Raw genomic sequence first — 17,890 nt, forward strand, 5'->3', positions numbered from 1 at the left:
CAAAGAAGCAATGTTATATAACCCTGAACTGAGACTTAATTATGTTACAAGTAGCACTATTTGAACCTGAGATCCCACCAAATACAGGTAATATTATTCGCCTTTGTGCCAACTCTGGTTTCAAATTACATTTAATTGAACCGCTTGGTTTTGAGTGGGATGATAAAAGGGTAAAACGTGCGGGACTAGATTATCATGAATTTGCCGATGTTAAGCGTCATGCTAATTACCAAGCCTTTTTAGACTGTGTTGGCGATGCACGCATTTTTGCTTGTACAACTAAAGGGACTAAATACCATCATCAAGCTGAATATCAAGCCGGCGATGTATTATTATTTGGCCCTGAGACACGTGGCCTACCGCCTGAAGTATTAGATACATTGCCACAAGATCAAAAACTCAGAATTCCGATGCTACCAGAAAGCCGTAGCATGAACCTATCAAATGCCGTATCAGTATTTATTTATGAAAGCTGGCGTCAATTGGACTTTTCTGGTTCAAAGTAAGCTAATTAAAGTAAGATTTAAGCACAAAAAAAGGGTGATAGAACATAGTTCTATCACCCTTTTTATTGGTATTACTTACACTAATTATTTAGCTAAATTAGCCGCATGAAAACGCATATGTTTTTCAATGAATGTGGCAATAAAGAAATAACTGTGATCATAACCATCATGCATTTCGAGCGTGAGAGGATAACCTTTCTTAGCTGCTGCAGCAGTTAACATATTAGGCTTAAGCTGTTCATCCAAGAATGAGTCATCTTTACCTTGCTCTACCATTGCTGGTACGAATGTTTCTGCTTTAGCCATTAATAGGCTCGCATCGTATTCTTGCCACGTTGCTTTATCTTTACCTAAGTAATTCTGCAACGCTTTCTGTCCCCAAGGGCAGTTAATAGGATTACTAATCGGGCTAAATGCCGTGACTGAACTGTAACGTTCAGGATTACGTAATGCCATCACTAATGCACCATGACCACCCATAGAGTGACCACTGATTACACGCTCTTGTGTGACAGGGAAGTTTGCTTCGATTAACGCAGGTAATTCATTAACCACATAATCGTACATTTGATAATGCGTGTTCCATGGCGCTTGCGTTGCATTCACATAGAATCCAGCACCTAGACCGAAGTCATACGCTTGGTTAGCATCATCAGGCACACCTTCGCCACGCGGACTAGTATCAGGTGCCACGATAGCAATACCCAATTCAGCAGCAATACGCTGAGCACCGGCTTTTTGTATAAAGTTCTCATCAGTACATGTCAGGCCAGACAACCAATACATCACAGGTACTTTACGCATATTCGATGCTTGCGGTGGTAAATACACAGCAAAGCGCATCGAGCAGTTTAGTACACTCGACGCATGATTATATTGATGCTGCCAACCGCCAAACATTTTATTACTACTAACAACTTCTATAGACATGACAAACCTTTACTAGTCATTCCGTTACTTTATTTTTTATTAAAGATAAAGTAACGAAATATATTTTAATTACTTATCGAAATGGATAACAGTACGGATACTTTCACCACGGTGCATCAGATCAAATGCTTCATTAATATCTTCAAGGCCCATAGTGTGAGTAATGAAATCACTTAATGCGAATTCACCTTTTAAGTAACGTTCAACGTAATCAGGTAACTCTGTACGGCCTTTAACACCACCGAATGCACTGCCACGCCATACGCGCCCAGTTACAAGTTGGAATGGACGCGTAGAGATCTCTTGACCTGCACCGGCAACACCAATTACAACTGATTCACCCCAACCTTTATGACAACATTCTAATGCTGAACGCATTAAGTTAACGTTACCAATACATTCGAATGAGTAATCTACACCACCGTCAGTCAGTTCAACGATAACGTCTTGGATTGGTTTATCGTAGTCTTTCGGGTTAATGAAATCTGTTGCGCCTAGTTTTTTCGCTAGTTCAAATTTGCTTTCATTAATGTCGATTGCAATGATACGACCAGCTTTAGCCATTGTCGCGCCGATTACAGCAGAAAGACCAATACCACCTAAACCGAAGATAGCAACAGTAGCGCCTTCTTCAACTTTAGCTGTATTCATTACAGCGCCCATACCAGTTGTAACGCCACAACCTAATAGACAAACTTCTTCAAGCGGTGCTTCTTTATTTACTTTTGCTAACGAGATTTCTGGTAATACAGTGTATTCAGAGAACGTTGAGCAACCCATATAATGGAAGATTGGCTGACCGTCTTTATAGAAACGTGTAGTGCCGTCTGGCATTAGGCCTTGGCCTTGAGTTTCACGGATCTGTTGGCAAAGGTTTGTTTTGCCTGACTTACAGAATTTACACTCACCACATTCTGGTGTGTATAAAGGAATAACATGGTCGCCCACTTGAACACTTGTAACGCCTTCGCCGATTTGTTCAACGATACCGCCACCCTCGTGACCAAGAATAACAGGGAAGATACCTTCTGGATCATCACCCGATAATGTGAATGCATCGGTATGACATACGCCAGAAGCGATAACCTTAACCAACACTTCACCTTTTCTTGGTAACATTACATCCACTTCTTCAATTGATAGTGGTTGATTTGGTCCCCAAGCAATAGCTGCTTTAGATTTAATAAATTTGTCAGTCATGTTCATCTCCATTGGGATAAAATTAATATCATCGGTAATGCTAATCTCTGCATTCCGACTAGTCATACTGTATGGCGCTTATTATATTCAATTACACTACAATGATAATACCCTTAAAATACAAATTACTTTTACTCAGGTGTAACAATAAGGTGTAAAAGAAGAGATTATCAGTAATCGTCAAATCTCAGAGTATAGTTGATGGATATGATTACGCCGACGTGCCTTGCAAAGAAGGCCATAACAACCAAGCTAAAGATAGACCACGAGCCAGCATGAAAGTATTCATCGCTAGCCATAAAGCATGATTACCTAAGCCGCTACTAATAATATACGTAGGTAGAAAGATACAAATAACACAGAACAACATACTGTTACGCATATCTTTGGCACGTGTTGCACCAATAAATACCCCATCAAATACAAAACACCACACAGCAGTAAATGGTAATAGCATTAACCATGGTAAATACTCAACAGCAATAGTGTTAACGGTATCAATATCTGTGATCATCCGCACCATTTCCTCGCCGAACATAAAAAACACAGCTGAAAACACTAAGGAAAAAACACCCGCCCAGATCAACGAAGCAAAAATAGATTGGCGATAGCCAAGCCTATCTTTTGCACCAATAGCTTTACCAACCATGGCCTCAACCGCATAAGCTACGCCATCAAGAGCAAAAGAAATAAACATCAAGAAATTAAGTAATACTGCATTTGCGGCAATATACTCATCTCCTAGGCTCGCGCCTTTAAAAGTCATAAATGCAAATGTAAGCTGTAAGCACAGCGAACGAATAAATATATCGCGGTTTAATGATAATAGACCCAGTAACTTACTGCTCTCAAATAGGCACTGAATAATCTCCGTTCTGCTAGGTAATGATAATTTATTCAATTGCTTTAATACTAACAATAAGCCAAATAGTAACGCCGCATACTCGGCAATAACAGAAGCGGCAGCGGCGCCCTCAACACCCCACTCGAAATACACAACGAACAGAATATCCAAGACAATATTAAATACATTGGCGATAATCAGTAATAGCATCGGCGCTTTCATATTTTGCAGGCCAATCAACCAACCTAATATCGCAAAATTAAATAACGCAGCTGGTATACCCCACATGCGTATAGATAGGTAGACTTGTGCATTTTGCTGCACATTGTCACTCGCGTCCGTCAGCATCAAGGCCAGCTCAACGATATAGTTTTTACCGAATAACAATAGTAAAGATAAAGCCAAAGCGATTAACAAAGCATGCGCGAGCGTCATGAATATAATCCCACTATCTTGCTTACCAAATGCTTGTGCCGTTAAGCCTGTTGTCGACATCCGTAAGAAATTACACATAAAAACAATGAACATCACGACAGCAGAGCCCAGCGCAACACCACCTAAATACCAAGCTTGATCAAGATGACCGATAACAATGCTATCCACTAAGCCTAAAAGTGGGATACTTATATTTGATAAGATCATTGGCAGCGCCAACGCAATGATATTACGATGTACTGAGGCGGGAATAGATAACCACATAGACGAGTTCAACTTTATGGAGGGGATAAAAAGATGCCTGAGTCTATCTAACTTCAATTATGAAACAAAGTATTAGCTAGGATAAATCAAAACAATTCAATTTCGCCTTCGTCCATAGTGCCCGTGCTAATAGTCTTATTTTGTCCTTGCAGTGATTGCTGCTTTAACTGCTCTGCAGCCGTTTTCAACTTATCCATAAAAGTATCTTGTTCAACGAGTTCCTCTACCGACAGCAATTCACTGCACGCGAGTAATACTTGCTTCACATTCTCTGCTTGTAGCACGTTATGTTCAGACAACTGGCTGATAATATCCTCAACTTGTAGACTTCGAACCGAATCATTAACACAGGCTTTGGTATCAACCGATAAATTCATGAGGTTATCCAGATTCATTTCTAAGTTTTGCTCTAACTGCGAAAATTTAACTAACTCTTGATGTAATCGCGCCTGGGTTTGTGATGATTTTTCCGCATTATCTTTAGCTAATGATTCAACCATATGTTTTGCTTCATCAAATGTTGCCATCGCTTGTGTTACTTGTCCTCTTATCTCATCATTAAATTTATTTGAGGTATCCGATAATAATCGCACTTCTTGCGCTACCACAGCAAACCCTCGTCCCATTTTTCCAGCGCGCGCCGCTTCAATAGCAGCATTTAATGAAAGTAGATTAGTTTGACTGGCTATTTTTTTGGCGTTATCAACCAACTCATTGATATTGAGCATCTGACGTTCCATGACTGCGATCTTATTCACAGCATCATTACTTTGCGTCGTAATTTCCATCATCAGATCAGAGCAATTATTTAAAAATTGATGCGTTGATTTAATAAATATTTTTAAATCAATTGCATCAGGATCACTACACGCTTCCCCTGTCAACGCTAACGCTTTATCTTTAGAGATGCTAAGTAATACTTTATGTAGAGACGTCGATTGTTCTGCAGACATACGTAACAATTGATAAAAAGTACTATTTAATGTGGTAAATGACTCGCTGTTAATATGCTGAGTTTTAGCTAGGTCGCGTTTTAATTCATCAATATGCGGCGGAAGCTCTTGCTGTAACATATTCACCAACATAGCTTTAGTATCCTGCGACGTACGATTATCAGTGCGACTTTCGACTGGCTGCTTTAACGGCTTATTCGTTGCATAAAGCACCGTGATTAATACCAATATTAGTGTCACTACAATCGCTGCGGCAGTAAGCCATTGCTGTAACACCAACATCACTAATAGTGGCAATAATGTAACGCCTTGATATAAATTAAATCGAGTCATGAGCCGTCCTTTTCACGTTCGCTATGTTTCTCTCTACCAATGTCGCCAACGTCGGCGCAATGTTTGATAAACTGACGATATCCATCGCAGCCCCCAGCCTAACGGCTGCCCCCGGCATACCCCAGACAACGGATGAAGCCTCATCTTGAGCAATTGTTAAAGCACCCGCATCACGCATCGCTAATAGTCCTTCAGCACCATCTTTGCCCATGCCAGTCAACATCACTCCTATCGCTTTATCACCATAGACTTTAGCAACCGAATCAAATAACACATCAACAGATGGTTTGTGGCGATTAACCGCCGGACCATCAAATAATTGGCAAGTGTAACCACGTCCTGAACGCTGCACTTTTAAATGGCTGTCACCTGGGGCTATGTATACATGGTCCTGTTTTATAACCTCTTCGCTCGTTACTTCTATTACAGTTAAACGGCAATGTTCGTTGAGGCGCTTTGCGAATGCCCCACTAAAATGTTTAGGTATGTGTTGGGTAACAACAATAGGCGGAAAAGGCGGGACTAGCGGAGTTAATAACTCCCTTAAGGCTTCGGTCCCCCCCGTTGATGCTCCGATAGCAATTAATCTATCTTCTTGCACATCTCGACTGGTAAGTAATGTCGTTAACGGCTCTCGCATAAGTCGCAGATTAGCACTGCAGGCTAATTTAACCTTGTAACAAAGTTCATCGCCAAAAAGTCCCAATGATTGAATACTCTTATCTGTCGGTTTAGCAATAAAATCAAACGCACCTAACTCCAATGCTTTTAATGTCACTGGCGCACCTTGCGATGTCAGTGTTGATACCATGACAACGGGCATAGGACGTAATCGCATTAAATTATCTAAAAAAGCCAAACCATTCATCCCCGGCATTTCAACATCAAGCGTTAATACATCAGGCTGTAATTGTTTTATTTTTGCACGCGCATCAAAAGGGTCAATCGCACTACCGACAACATCAATACTTGGATCTAAGCTGAGTAGTGTTGTTAATATTTTGCGCATTAATGCAGAATCATCGACAACCAGCACTTTTTTTTTCTGCATAAACGAGTCCCTATAGCACCATCAACATGGTGGCAGATTTAACGTTGATAAATAGTTTGACCGACTAACCTAAATTTCGTATTCAAACTTTGCAGGCTTTCAGAGTGGCCAAGAAAAAGATAACCACCAGGTTTTAACTGTGCGTAAAATCGCTGTATCAATTTTTGCTTAGTTTCATTATCAAAATAAATTAAAACATTACGACAAAAAATCACATCAAACTGACCTTTCATCGGCCAACGGGATAATAAATTAAGCTGTTTAAAAGCAATAACCTGCTTAATGTCATCGCCTATAAGATAGCCATGCTGATGACACTCGTTAGCGCAATATTGCGTGCGATAATGCTGTGGAATCCCCGTCAAATCATCATAATGCCCCTGATGCGCACACCATAAAACGTCACTATCTAAATCAGTCGCTAATATTTTAACGTCCCAGTCAGGAAGTTGCCCCTGAACACTCATTGCAATTGAATAAGGCTCTTGCCCCGTCGAACACCCTGCAGACCAGAGGCGTAATCGTTTGTCTTGGTTATGATGTTTAAAATGAGCTAAAGCCACCTTTTGTAAAAAATTAAAGTGATACTCTTCACGAAAAAAGGCGGTTAAATTCGTGGTGATAGCATTGATAAATGCACTCAACTCACCAGTGTAACTATCCTGTAATAGCTGACAATAAGCAGTAAATCCATTTAATTTAAGAGAACGAATTCTTTTCATTACTCGGCCATAAAGCATATCGCGTTTGGATTCATTAATGACAATACCTGATTCTCGAAAGGCCAATTGCGAGAGATAGTTAAATTCCTCATCCTGCATAATCAGCTTAACAACTCCGCGTTCGTGAATGGCGCCACCTAATAGTGGTGTAGAGAGACTAGCCATTAGCAACCATAGGTGACTGTGTATTATGTACACTCAGGCTTTCAATATTTTTAAATTGTTCTAAATCTAACAATAAACTAGAGCTTAATAACACCACCATTTTATCTTTAATTGATACCAAACCACGAATGACACTAGGGTCATTATCCGTGCCTAACTGTGGTGGCAAGTTAATATCACAGTGTGCAATGCTATGGACATCAGACACAGCATCAACAACAAGTCCCATCACTTTAGATTTACCATCAACGAATACTTTCACGACAATAACCACGGTTATCGCACTGTATTCAATATTTTCTAGGCCAAATTTCTGTCGTAAATCAACGATCGGGACAATCGTTCCACGTAGATTAATCACCCCTTTAACATACGCAGGCATATTGGGTATTTCTGTACATGATTCCCAACCACGGATCTCTTGTACATCTAATATTTCCACACCATATTCTTCTTCTGCCATTATAAATGTCAAAAACTGAGTGGATTGTTCATCTATTTCGGTCTGCGTATTATTATCCATATATATTCCTTCCTATGTTAAGCGGCAACATGCGTACGCTGACCTCGATGTAGAGATTGCTGTAGATAGCGTTCATCTGTCACACGCTTGACGATATCAGCAATATCCAAAATTAACGCAACCGTGCCATTACCTAGAATAGTGGCACCAGAGACACAACTGACCTTCATAAAATTATCTTCTAGATTTTTTATCACCACCTGCTGTTGCGCCGCGAGATCATCCACTAATAATCCATATTTATTATTGCCACTTTCAACAACCACTAATAAGCCATCGGTAATATGCTCAAGTCCCGAATCATGATTCAGTACTTGATAAAGGCGAATAATAGGAATGAACTCATCACGTAGTTTAAATACCTCGGTATCATCGGCCAACTTGGTGACCATGCCTATTTTTAACTGTAAAGACTCAATAATTGACATAATAGGTAAAATATAAGTTTTGCTGCCAATTTTGACCAACTGACCATCCATAATAGAAAGCGTTAAAGGTAAGCGAATTGAAAAACAGCTGCCGACACCCGTTGTCGACTCAATCTTAATACCGCCACCGAGTGATTCAATATTACGCTTAACAACGTCCATACCAACACCACGGCCAGAGACGTCACTCACTGCTTCGACGGTTGAAAAACCAGGTGCAAAAATAAGTTCATCGATCTGATGATCGGTGTAGGTTAAATCCTTATTCACGATACCTTTCTCGATAGCTTTTGCGTGTATCTTAGGACGATTTAGCCCGCGGCCATCATCACGGATCTCAACAATAATCTCACCGCCTTGATGAAAAGCGCTGATATCAAGGTAAGCGACCTCACTTTTACCCGCTAACTTTCGCTCTGCAATCGTTTCAATACCATGGTCTAAAGCATTGCGTACCAGATGCACAAGTGGATCTGAAAGCTTCTCCAACATGATTTTATCCAGTTCAGTTTCCTCTCCATGTATTCTCAGCAATACATTTTTACCCAGTTGTTCACTTAAATCTCTGACCATTCTTGGAATACGATTAAAAGCGAATTGAATCGGTAACATTCTAATTTTCATCACGCTGCTTTGCATTTCTCGAGTATGCTGTGATAGCTGATCAAGACCTTTTTTTAATGCTGGTAATTTTTCAGCTGAAAAATTTTGCCCAAGCTCACCTAACATGGCCTGTGTAATAACCAGTTCACCAACCATATTGATTAACGCATCCACTTTATCGATTGATACTCGAATTGAATTGGTTTCTGCCGATTTAGGTACTGCAATACTTTTCACAACTGCTGTCGAGGCTGGTGATTCGCTTAACTGCTCACTCACCATGACTATTTTATTGTCTGCTGATTCATCTGACGCAGTAAAGCGATTGATCGTTATCGTAGAATCATCTTCAACCCATTCAAATGCTTCTTTTATTTGCGCTTCACTCACCGAGCTGACTAACTCAAGTTCCCAACTTACATAGATGTCCTCAGGGGCTACATTTTTCCATGCCGGTATATTTTTAAATTGAGGTGTGACTTTAAGCGCTCCCATCTCAGCTAACTCCGCAAAAATTAATCGCGGTTCATTACCTTGTTTTAAAATATCTTGACCGGGAACAAAGTGAATTAGCCAAGTATCATCATATTGATTAATCGCTGATGGATTGCCCTTAATCAAAACGTCCCCCTCAATAGCGACAGTTTCTAATTTCGGATCAAGTTGTAAAAACTGGTTATATTGCAGCTTGAGGCTGTCGGCCATATCAGGGGTTGATTGCGAATTTTCAGCTAATAATTGGATCCAAACGATTAAGCAATCCTTTGTTTGTAGCAAAAGATTAATATGTTCATCATTAAGTTTAATTTTTTCTGAACGTAAATCATCAAGTAGCGTTTCAGCGACGTGCGTGAATTCGGTTAATTGATTAAAACCAAATGTACCAGCGCCCCCCTTAATCGAATGCGCGACCCGAAAAATGGTATTGATAACTTCACTATCAAAGTTACCAGGTGTGAGCTTGAGTAACTCGGATTCCATTACCTCTAAGCCTTCTAGGCATTCTTCAATAAACACTTGTTGAAACTGCTTAAGATCGATATCCATACTCACCTCAATACTTTTTGTACGGTAGCAAGGAGTTTTTCAGGGTTAAAAGGTTTTACGATCCAGCCAGTTGCACCAGCAGATTTACCAGCCATTTTTTTATCTGCACCAGATTCCGTGGTCAACATCAGAATCGGCGTAAACTTATAAGCACTTTCGTTACGTAATTGACGAATTAAGCTAATACCATCCATGCGTGGCATATTAATATCTGAAATAATAAGATCGAAATGACCAGTCTTAGCTTTGGCTAAGCCATCAAGCCCATCGACGGCCGAGTCGACCTGATAACCAGCCTGCTTTAACGTGAATAAGACCATTTCACGAATGGATATCGAATCATCTATAGCTAATATTCGTTTCATTAGAGCGTCTCACATTGATGCGTAATTAAAATCAGTTTCAAACCCTAATGCTGTTACCACCGTCATAAATTTATCCGACGGGGATAGAAACATCAGTGTCGTATTATGTCGCGCTAGGTGTTGAGCATAGGCATAAAAAAGTTGGCAAGATGCACTGTCTATATGAGTAACGTAACGTGCATCAAAAAGTTGAGGTTCGGTATTAATAGGCAAAGAATCAAGCGTTGCTTTAAGTGTCGAGATCGCAGAGATATCAATTTTTTCACCGAGTTCCATGGTGATAGAAGCTTGTTCCATAAATTAATCCTGTATTTATACAAACGTATCAAAAAATAATTTTATAACTCGCATTGAGTATAGGAAAAGATTTTATAAATAAGCGGACGATAGAGAGAACTGTGATGTGAAGACTACATTTAAAGTCGTTTTAGAAGATGAGATAACAAAAATAAGCAACGGACAATACGAAATAAAAAGATAGATAGTCAATCATGGGATGATTAACTATCTCCCCTCAAACTAGTCAAAATAAAGCGTGATTACATCCAATCAGTATTACGAATAATACCCACGGCAACACCTTCAATATCAAAGTTTTGGAAATTTAAATCAACACGTATTGTGCTCATTTCATCATTTTCAGGATGCAGTAAAATTTCACAGCCTTGTTGCTCAAAACGTTTCACGGTGACTTCATCGTCAACGCGCGCCACAACAACTTGACCCTTACTGATATTTTTCGTTTTATGTACCGCTAATAAATCACCATCCATAATACCAATATTGCGCATGCTCTCACCACGAACACGCAATAAGAAATCGGCGTTAGGCGTGAACATTGAGGGATCAACATTATAATGTGCTTCAATATGTTCCTGGGCTAAAATTGGCTCACCAGCGGCAACCTGCCCGATCAAAGGTAGTCCACTCTCATTACTGGCTTCTTCGGCATTAACCAACAATCGAATACCGCGAGAAGTACCCGCTAGAATTTCGATGTGGCCTTTTCGGGCTAATGCTTTTAAATGTTCTTCGGCAGCATTCGGCGAACGAAAACCCAGTTCCTTCGCAATCTCAGCTCGGGTTGGTGGCATGCCGGTATTTTTAATATGCTGCTTAACTAATTCAAATACTTCTGCTTGTCTTTGTGTCAATGCTTTCATTATGAACCCTAACTGGTTTTATATACAGTTTCTTGTAATTATATACAGTATAATCAAGTTTGCAATATAAGCAGTCGGTATATCAAAATAATAATGAATTAAGCGCTTGCTGACGCTTAAACACAGATTTATAGCCACGTATCTGATATTATTGGAGCAAGCACTCTCGCACTTTAAATAACAGAATGATAACCATTATGCAACAAACACCGTCAATGTTAAGTCGAAGTTTCGTTAACGGCTTAGTTAAATCTCAGTACGTACCAGATAACCCAGTTGATGCGTTAAAGTTAGATTTAACGCGTCCTATTGTTTATGCTTTAAAAACTAAATCAATGACGGATCTCGTCGCATTACAACGTGCCTGTAAAGAACTAGGCCTACCGGATCCGCTCACACCAATCAAAGTGAACGGCGTTATTATCCCTAGCCATGTTTGCTTAGATAATCCAGCACCACTGTTTGGCAAGACCAAGAATACCGACGTATTTTTTGATGAGTTCCAGCAATTATTACGTTTACACAAAGATGATAAAGTCCTCGATATTCAATTAATGCCAGTGGCCTTATTTTGGGGCCGCGCACCAGGGAAAGAAGGCCAAGTGCCACTGTTATCATTAGCCAACAGTATTTCACCAAGCCGCTTACGCAAAACATTAATTGTCGGACTTAATCGTAAAGACAACTTAGTGCGCTTTAATAACCCTGTATCACTACGCTTCATGGCAGACCAACATGGCAGTGACGAGAAGCTAGCACAAAAATTAATTCGCGTTGCAAAAATCCACTTCAGCCGTCAAAAACTCGCTGCGTCAGGGCCAAAACTGCCAAATCGTTACCAATTGTTCGAACAACTATTACGTAACCCTGAAGTAAAAAAAGCGATTCAAGTTGAAATAGCGGAACATAATATTTCAGCACAAAAAGCTGAAAAACGCGCCAACGATTATATCGATGAAATTGCCAGTGATTTCTCGTATAAACTCGTCAAAAACACCAGTAATTTCATGAGCTGGTTATGGAATAAAATATACAGCGGTATCAAGGTAAATAATGCCGAACAAGTGCGTAAGCTTGCTGCCGATGGACATGAAATTGTATTCATGCCTTGCCATCGTAGTCACATGGATTACTTACTTATTTCCTATGTTATTTACAATGAAGGTTTGATTCCACCGCACATTGCGGCTGGTATTAATCTTAATTTCTTCCCTGCTGGACCGATGTTCCGCCGTGGTGGTGCATTCTTCTTACGCCGTACCTTTAAAGGCAACAAACTTTACGCGACCATTTTTAGAGAGTACTTAAGCTTACTATTCTCGAAAGGCTATTCGGTTGAATTCTTTACCGAAGGTGGCCGTAGCCGTACAGGCCGTTTATTACCACCGAAAACGGGCATGCTTAACATGACGCTACAAGCGATGTTAAGAGAACAAAATAGACCAATTACTTTAGTGCCAGTATACCTAGGTTACGACCATGTGATGGAAGTCAGCACCTATGTAAAAGAATTGTCCGGTGCCAATAAGAAAAAAGAAAGTATGTTCCAAGTATTTGGTATCGCTAAAAAATTGAAAAATTACGGCCAAGCATTTGTGAACTTTGGTGAGCCAATCAACCTGAATCAATATTTAAATAAACACGTTGAAAACTGGCGTGATGACATGAATATGCCTGTTGAAGAACAACCACGATGGTTACAGCAAACAACTCGCGATCTTGCTAATAAAGTCATGGTAAATATTAATAGTGCAGCAGCGGTGAACTCATTAACTATCTGTGCTCTTATTTTACACGCAGCACCACATAAAGCATTAAGCCGAGAAATTTTAGTACAGCAAATTGATAGCTACCTAAAATTATTACGTAATAACCCTTATAGTGAATTTAGTACCTTGCCAGAAAACAGCGCAGAAGAAATTCTAGATCAAGCAATGTCACTGAAAAAATTCACCGTACGTGAGGATAGCTTAGGACAAATGCTATCTATGTCATACGAGCAAGCTGTACTGTTAACTTTCTACCGTAATAATATTTTACACCTGTTTGCATTACCGTCTTTAATTGCGGCTATAGTGGCAGAAACACCGACAATAACAGTCAAAGATATTAACGCTAAAATTTACCAGCTTTACCCGCTAATTCAAGCAGAACTATTCTTGAAGTACTCAGAAGATGAGTTAAGTGATTGCATTACTAATACGTTAACTGAAATGCAAGAACAAGGCATTATTAACAATAACAATGGTGTCATCACGCCGGTAAATGAACGTCTCATGTCATTGAAGCTACTTGCTGCTAGCATCCAAGAAACATTACAGCGTTATGCCATCGTACTAACAGTATTAGAGCATGATCAAGTAATTGAAAGGACTCACCTTGAAGATCGCAGCCAGTTGATTGCCGAGCGTCTATCCTCACTCAATGGTGTGAGTGCGCCTGAATTCTTTGATAAGAAAGTACTGACCATCTTTATTGATAAGCTGCAAGAACTGCATTACTTATCCGATGCTGGAACCGCTAAAGCGGATAAGATCAGTCTATTAGCTAACACTGTTAGAAGCTTAACAACGTTAGAAGTAAAACAAACAATCTCAGATGTCATGCTCAGTCAGCAATCTAACGACGGCTAGCATTAATGCCAAAGACCTTTGATTTATATAATCAACAACGGCTTGGCATTTAACATTGATGAAGAAGAAGATACTAAAAAAGGAGCCAAGGCTCCTTTTTTAGTATTCTGTGTATGCCTGTCTTATACGCTGTTAAATTATTTATAAACAACTCAATGCCTTATTTATAAATAGCTTAAAATCAAGCTTACAAAGATAATCATACCCACATAATTATTATGCAAAAAAGCTTTAAAACAAGCAGCTCTATCACGCCCAACAATCAAGGTTTGTTGGTAGACAAATAACCCTGCCACGATAGTCAAACCAATAAAATATACGCTTGGCAATACAAGAAACCAACCTAACAAGCCAAGACATAATAGCGATGATAGCTGTAACAGTCCCACAATCAATTTATCTTTTTCAGCAAATAAAATAGCTGTCGATTTAATGCCAATTTTTAAATCATCATCACGATCAACCATGGCATATAGCGTATCATAAGCCACAGTCCATAAAATATTCGCGACAAATAATAACCACGCATAACTCGGTACAGTATCAAGTTGCGCCGCAAACCCCATTGGGATAGCCCAGCCAAATGCCATACCAAGTACGACCTGAGGTAGATGAGTATAACGTTTCATAAATGGATAGCATGCGGCAAGGCCAACTGCCACAAACGATAGCATGATCGTTAATGTATTCATGGTGAGTACAAGTAAAAAAGCTAACAAGGTCAACGCAAAGAAAAAGCTTAACGCTGCACGACTTGATATACGTCCCGCTGCCATAGGTCTATTTTCAGTGCGTTTTACATGACCATCAACATGCCGGTCAGCAAAATCATTAATCACACAGCCAGCTGCGCGCATTAAAATCACGCCCAATATAAAGACCAGCAACACATCTAATTTTGGCACACCTTCAGCTGCAATCCATAACGCCCATAACGTCGGCCACAATAATAACAAAGTGCCGATAGGCTTATCCATACGTGTCAGTTGTATGTAATCTTTTATTTTTGATGTCATGAGTGACATATATTCAACGTCCTTTTATTATTTGTATGCCAATGCGTCAGGCAAAAACACTTCAGATACCAATAATGATTTTCCAGCCAATAAAAAACATGAACGTCGACCAAATAACGATAATTTCGGTGTTGAGCTCAGTAAGCCAGATAATTCATATACCCGACTTTGAGTATCAAATTCAGCGATTTCAATTTCACTACGTTGCATATCCGGCGTGCTGAATAACACACTGCCCAACGAGCGAGTGCCTAATTTATCAAGCTCACCACCCGGTGCTGTTAAAACATTAAGCGGCATCACGCTACGTGCAAATACCCAAGGTATACCGTCTAACTTTAACAATACCTCACGCACAAAACCGATGCTTTCAGTTAGGTTTAATTTTGTTTTTTCATCATCGGATAATGGATAATTGCCTTCCGTTAATATTTCAACGGTAAATTCCTGACAATGTAGTTTCAGCCTAGCCGTTAACGACCCTGTATCAACTAACCAATCATAAAGATCCGCAGATAAATCCTTCATTAATATGCTTGGCCATAGCCAGTTCGCATCGCAACCTATGGGATAATCAGCTAATCTCGATTTACTCATCTGCTTATTATTTATATTATCTGACATATTATAAATTACTTTTTCTAACAACAAAAACAGGCATAATTATCTGCTATTCAGGCTAAGATTGTAAGTCAGGACACAAGTTGTGCACGGATTTATTTAATTAATCATTTGAAAATGAGTATACTAGCGACAACACTGCCATTTTCCATCTCATTTAACTAAGGATACGGTAAATGAAAAAGCTACTCTGGCTACTCTGCATCATAACGGCATCACTTTCATCAGCCGCCGTATCAGCAAATAATGATAAACCCGTGTATATTTATTTCGGTTTAGAGCCTGATATTATTACTAACTATGTCAGTGAAACCAACAAAATTGGTTTTATCAGCGTCTCAGTAGAGTTTATGTTGGCAAATAAAAAGAGCCTAGACGTGATTGAAAAACATGAACCATTAATCAGAGATAAGATTATCTCATTATTAGGTCAGCAATCACCCCAGCATTTACGCTCACTAACGGGGCGAGAGGAAATAAGACTATTAATCCAAAATGAAGTGAATAGTCTACTACAACAAGAAAGCGGTAAAGGTGTTATTGAAAACCTGTTATTTACCAAATATTTATTAATGTAATAAAAAAGGAGTAAGCTATTTAGCCTACTCCTTCACTCATCTAGCTTAGAAATAACATGATAAACTCATGTATCGCTGCTTGTCGAATTAGCTTTTAATTGCATTAATGATCGCAGTGGTTGAACAACCATCTTCGAATTGTAGAATATTAACCTTACCGCCATTTGCTAACACTTGTTTATGGCCAGCAATCTCTTCAACTTTATAATCACCACCTTTAACCAATACATCTGGTAATAACTTAGCAATTAAACGCTCTGGTGTATCTTCAGTAAACTCAACAACCCAATCAACAGCACCTAATGCAGCAAGCACCGTCATACGGCGATCACAAGTATTAATCGGTCGACTCGATCCTTTCAGCGCTCGGACTGACGCATCTGAATTAACCGCGACAATTAAACGCTGGCCTAGCTTACGAGCCGAATTTAAGTAAGACACGTGACCAGCATGGAGAATATCAAAACAACCATTGGTCATGACAATCTCTTCGCCACGTAGCTGCGCTGACTTAACCGCGATGTTCAATTGTTCTTCGGATAATACCCCAAAACCACTTTCGTGCGAGCCATAAACTGAATTAGCTAATTCAAGCGGGCTAACCGTCGAAGTACCTATCTTAGCAACGACCACACTGGCTCCAGCATTCGCAAGGGCACAAGCTTGTTCTAACGATGATCCAGCAGAAACAGCCGCCGCTAACACCGAAATAACGGTATCACCCGCACCAGTAACATCATAGACCTCTTGGGCTAATGCAGGCAGATGAAATTCATCTTCACTTGCGCGAATCAACGTCATGCCCTTTTCACTACGAGTAACTAATAATGCTTCAAAATCATGTTCCGCAATGAGCTTACGACCTTTTTCAACGAGATCTTGCTCACTCTTACAATGACCAACAACCGCTTCAAATTCCGATAAATTCGGCGTTAATAATGTCGCACCACGGTATTTTTCAAAATCACAGCCTTTCGGATCAACGAAAACTTTAACGCCTTGTTGCTTCGCTGCTTGGATCATATTTTGCACTTCAACCAAAGCACCTTTGTTATAATCCGACACTATCATCACTGAATAATCCGCTAAGTTAGCGATTGTTTTAGCGACAAGCGGTTGCGTATCTACAGCTGCAACTGACTCTTCAAAATCTAAGCGAATCACTTGCTGGCCACGGCTTAGCACACGTAATTTAGTGATTGTTGGATAATCATCTAACTGCAAAAAATCACAGGTAACATCAACCGCATTCATTTTGCCACATAATGCTTGAGCCGCTTCATCTTTACCCGTTAAGCCCAACAGCTTAACATTAGCACCTAAAGCAGCAAGATTAAGCGCAACGTTCGCTGCGCCACCTGGACGGTCTTCAACATTACCGACTTTAACGATAGGTACTGGCGCTTCAGGAGAAATACGGCTTGAGTCACCAGTCCAATAACGATCTAACATGACATCGCCAACGACTAATATTTTTGCAGTATTAAAGTCAGGTAAAATGATTTCCATT

17 protein-coding genes are annotated in these 17,890 nt (G+C 39.8%); 3 read left to right on the forward strand and 14 right to left on the reverse strand.

Going from position 1 to position 17,890, the window contains the following annotated elements; translation table 11 throughout:
- Window positions 1–41: 41 nt before the first annotated feature.
- Window positions 42–506, forward strand: a complete 465-nt coding sequence (trmL, locus tag FR932_RS16840; RefSeq protein ID WP_017222454.1) for a tRNA (uridine(34)/cytosine(34)/5-carboxymethylaminomethyluridine(34)-2'-O)-methyltransferase TrmL — start codon at window positions 42–44, stop codon at window positions 504–506.
- 84 nt (window positions 507–590) lie between these two features.
- Here trmL and fghA read toward each other — a convergent pair whose 3' ends face one another.
- The 11 genes from fghA to lexA all read right to left on the reverse strand — a co-directional run bounded on the left by fghA (window position 591) and on the right by lexA (window position 11,532).
- Complete coding sequence (gene fghA, locus FR932_RS16845) at window positions 591–1,436, reverse strand: S-formylglutathione hydrolase (RefSeq protein WP_019441169.1); 846 nt, start codon at window positions 1,434–1,436, stop codon at window positions 591–593.
- A gap of 69 nt (window positions 1,437–1,505) precedes the next feature.
- Complete coding sequence (locus FR932_RS16850) at window positions 1,506–2,636, reverse strand: S-(hydroxymethyl)glutathione dehydrogenase/class III alcohol dehydrogenase (RefSeq protein WP_019441170.1); 1,131 nt, start codon at window positions 2,634–2,636, stop codon at window positions 1,506–1,508.
- Between the two features lie 211 nt (window positions 2,637–2,847).
- Window positions 2,848–4,179: an MATE family efflux transporter DinF gene (gene dinF / locus FR932_RS16855; RefSeq protein WP_019441171.1), complete on the reverse strand. Its 1,332-nt coding sequence runs from the start codon at window positions 4,177–4,179 to the stop codon at window positions 2,848–2,850.
- An 86-nt stretch (window positions 4,180–4,265) separates the two neighbouring features.
- Window positions 4,266–5,465 (reverse strand): methyl-accepting chemotaxis protein, encoded by a 1,200-nt coding sequence (locus FR932_RS16860; protein WP_019441172.1) that lies wholly within the window; start codon window positions 5,463–5,465, stop codon window positions 4,266–4,268.
- On the reverse strand, window positions 5,452–6,516 hold the full coding sequence (locus tag FR932_RS16865; RefSeq protein WP_019441173.1) for a protein-glutamate methylesterase/protein-glutamine glutaminase: 1,065 nt from the start codon (window positions 6,514–6,516) through the stop codon (window positions 5,452–5,454). The genes FR932_RS16860 and FR932_RS16865 overlap by 14 nt, the downstream gene beginning before the upstream one ends.
- A gap of 38 nt (window positions 6,517–6,554) precedes the next feature.
- Window positions 6,555–7,403 carry a CheR family methyltransferase gene (locus FR932_RS16870; protein WP_019441174.1) on the reverse strand — a complete coding sequence of 283 codons (849 nt, stop codon included), beginning with the start codon at window positions 7,401–7,403 and terminating at the stop codon, window positions 6,555–6,557.
- Entirely contained in the window at window positions 7,396–7,926 is a 531-nt protein-coding gene (locus FR932_RS16875) for a chemotaxis protein CheW (RefSeq protein WP_019441175.1), read from the reverse strand. Before FR932_RS16875 ends, FR932_RS16870 begins: the two co-directional genes overlap by 8 nt.
- Window positions 7,927–7,943: 17 nt before the next feature.
- Window positions 7,944–10,004: a chemotaxis protein CheA gene (locus FR932_RS16880; protein ID WP_019441176.1), complete on the reverse strand. Its 2,061-nt coding sequence runs from the start codon at window positions 10,002–10,004 to the stop codon at window positions 7,944–7,946.
- 2 nt (window positions 10,005–10,006) lie between these two features.
- Entirely contained in the window at window positions 10,007–10,369 is a 363-nt protein-coding gene (locus FR932_RS16885) for a response regulator (protein WP_019441177.1), read from the reverse strand.
- Window positions 10,370–10,378: 9 nt separating this feature from the next.
- A complete protein-coding gene (locus FR932_RS16890; protein WP_019441178.1) occupies window positions 10,379–10,666 on the reverse strand; it encodes an STAS domain-containing protein in 288 nt (95 codons plus the stop codon).
- A gap of 242 nt (window positions 10,667–10,908) precedes the next feature.
- Complete coding sequence (lexA, locus tag FR932_RS16895; RefSeq protein ID WP_026032123.1) at window positions 10,909–11,532, reverse strand: transcriptional repressor LexA; 624 nt, start codon at window positions 11,530–11,532, stop codon at window positions 10,909–10,911.
- A 197-nt stretch (window positions 11,533–11,729) separates the two neighbouring features.
- On the opposite strand from lexA, the gene plsB reads away from it, so the two are divergent.
- A complete protein-coding gene (gene plsB / locus FR932_RS16900; RefSeq protein ID WP_019628920.1) occupies window positions 11,730–14,165 on the forward strand; it encodes a glycerol-3-phosphate 1-O-acyltransferase PlsB in 2,436 nt (811 codons plus the stop codon).
- 164 nt (window positions 14,166–14,329) lie between these two features.
- Here plsB and ubiA read toward each other — a convergent pair whose 3' ends face one another.
- On the reverse strand, window positions 14,330–15,190 hold the full coding sequence (gene ubiA / locus FR932_RS16905) for a 4-hydroxybenzoate octaprenyltransferase (protein ID WP_019441180.1): 861 nt from the start codon (window positions 15,188–15,190) through the stop codon (window positions 14,330–14,332).
- 18 nt (window positions 15,191–15,208) lie between these two features.
- Complete coding sequence (locus FR932_RS16910; protein ID WP_019441181.1) at window positions 15,209–15,805, reverse strand: chorismate--pyruvate lyase family protein; 597 nt, start codon at window positions 15,803–15,805, stop codon at window positions 15,209–15,211.
- Window positions 15,806–15,978: 173 nt separating this feature from the next.
- On the opposite strand from FR932_RS16910, the gene FR932_RS16915 reads away from it, so the two are divergent.
- Window positions 15,979–16,380: a flagellar basal body-associated FliL family protein gene (locus FR932_RS16915; protein WP_019441182.1), complete on the forward strand. Its 402-nt coding sequence runs from the start codon at window positions 15,979–15,981 to the stop codon at window positions 16,378–16,380.
- An 87-nt stretch (window positions 16,381–16,467) separates the two neighbouring features.
- Here FR932_RS16915 and hldE read toward each other — a convergent pair whose 3' ends face one another.
- Window positions 16,468–17,889 carry a bifunctional D-glycero-beta-D-manno-heptose-7-phosphate kinase/D-glycero-beta-D-manno-heptose 1-phosphate adenylyltransferase HldE gene (hldE, locus tag FR932_RS16920; protein ID WP_019441183.1) on the reverse strand — a complete coding sequence of 474 codons (1,422 nt, stop codon included), beginning with the start codon at window positions 17,887–17,889 and terminating at the stop codon, window positions 16,468–16,470.
- Window position 17,890: the final 1 nt, after the last annotated feature.

The sequence above is a fragment of the Moritella marina ATCC 15381 genome, assembly GCF_008931805.1.
In the GTDB taxonomy this organism is placed as follows: Bacteria; Pseudomonadota; Gammaproteobacteria; order Enterobacterales; family Moritellaceae; genus Moritella; species Moritella marina.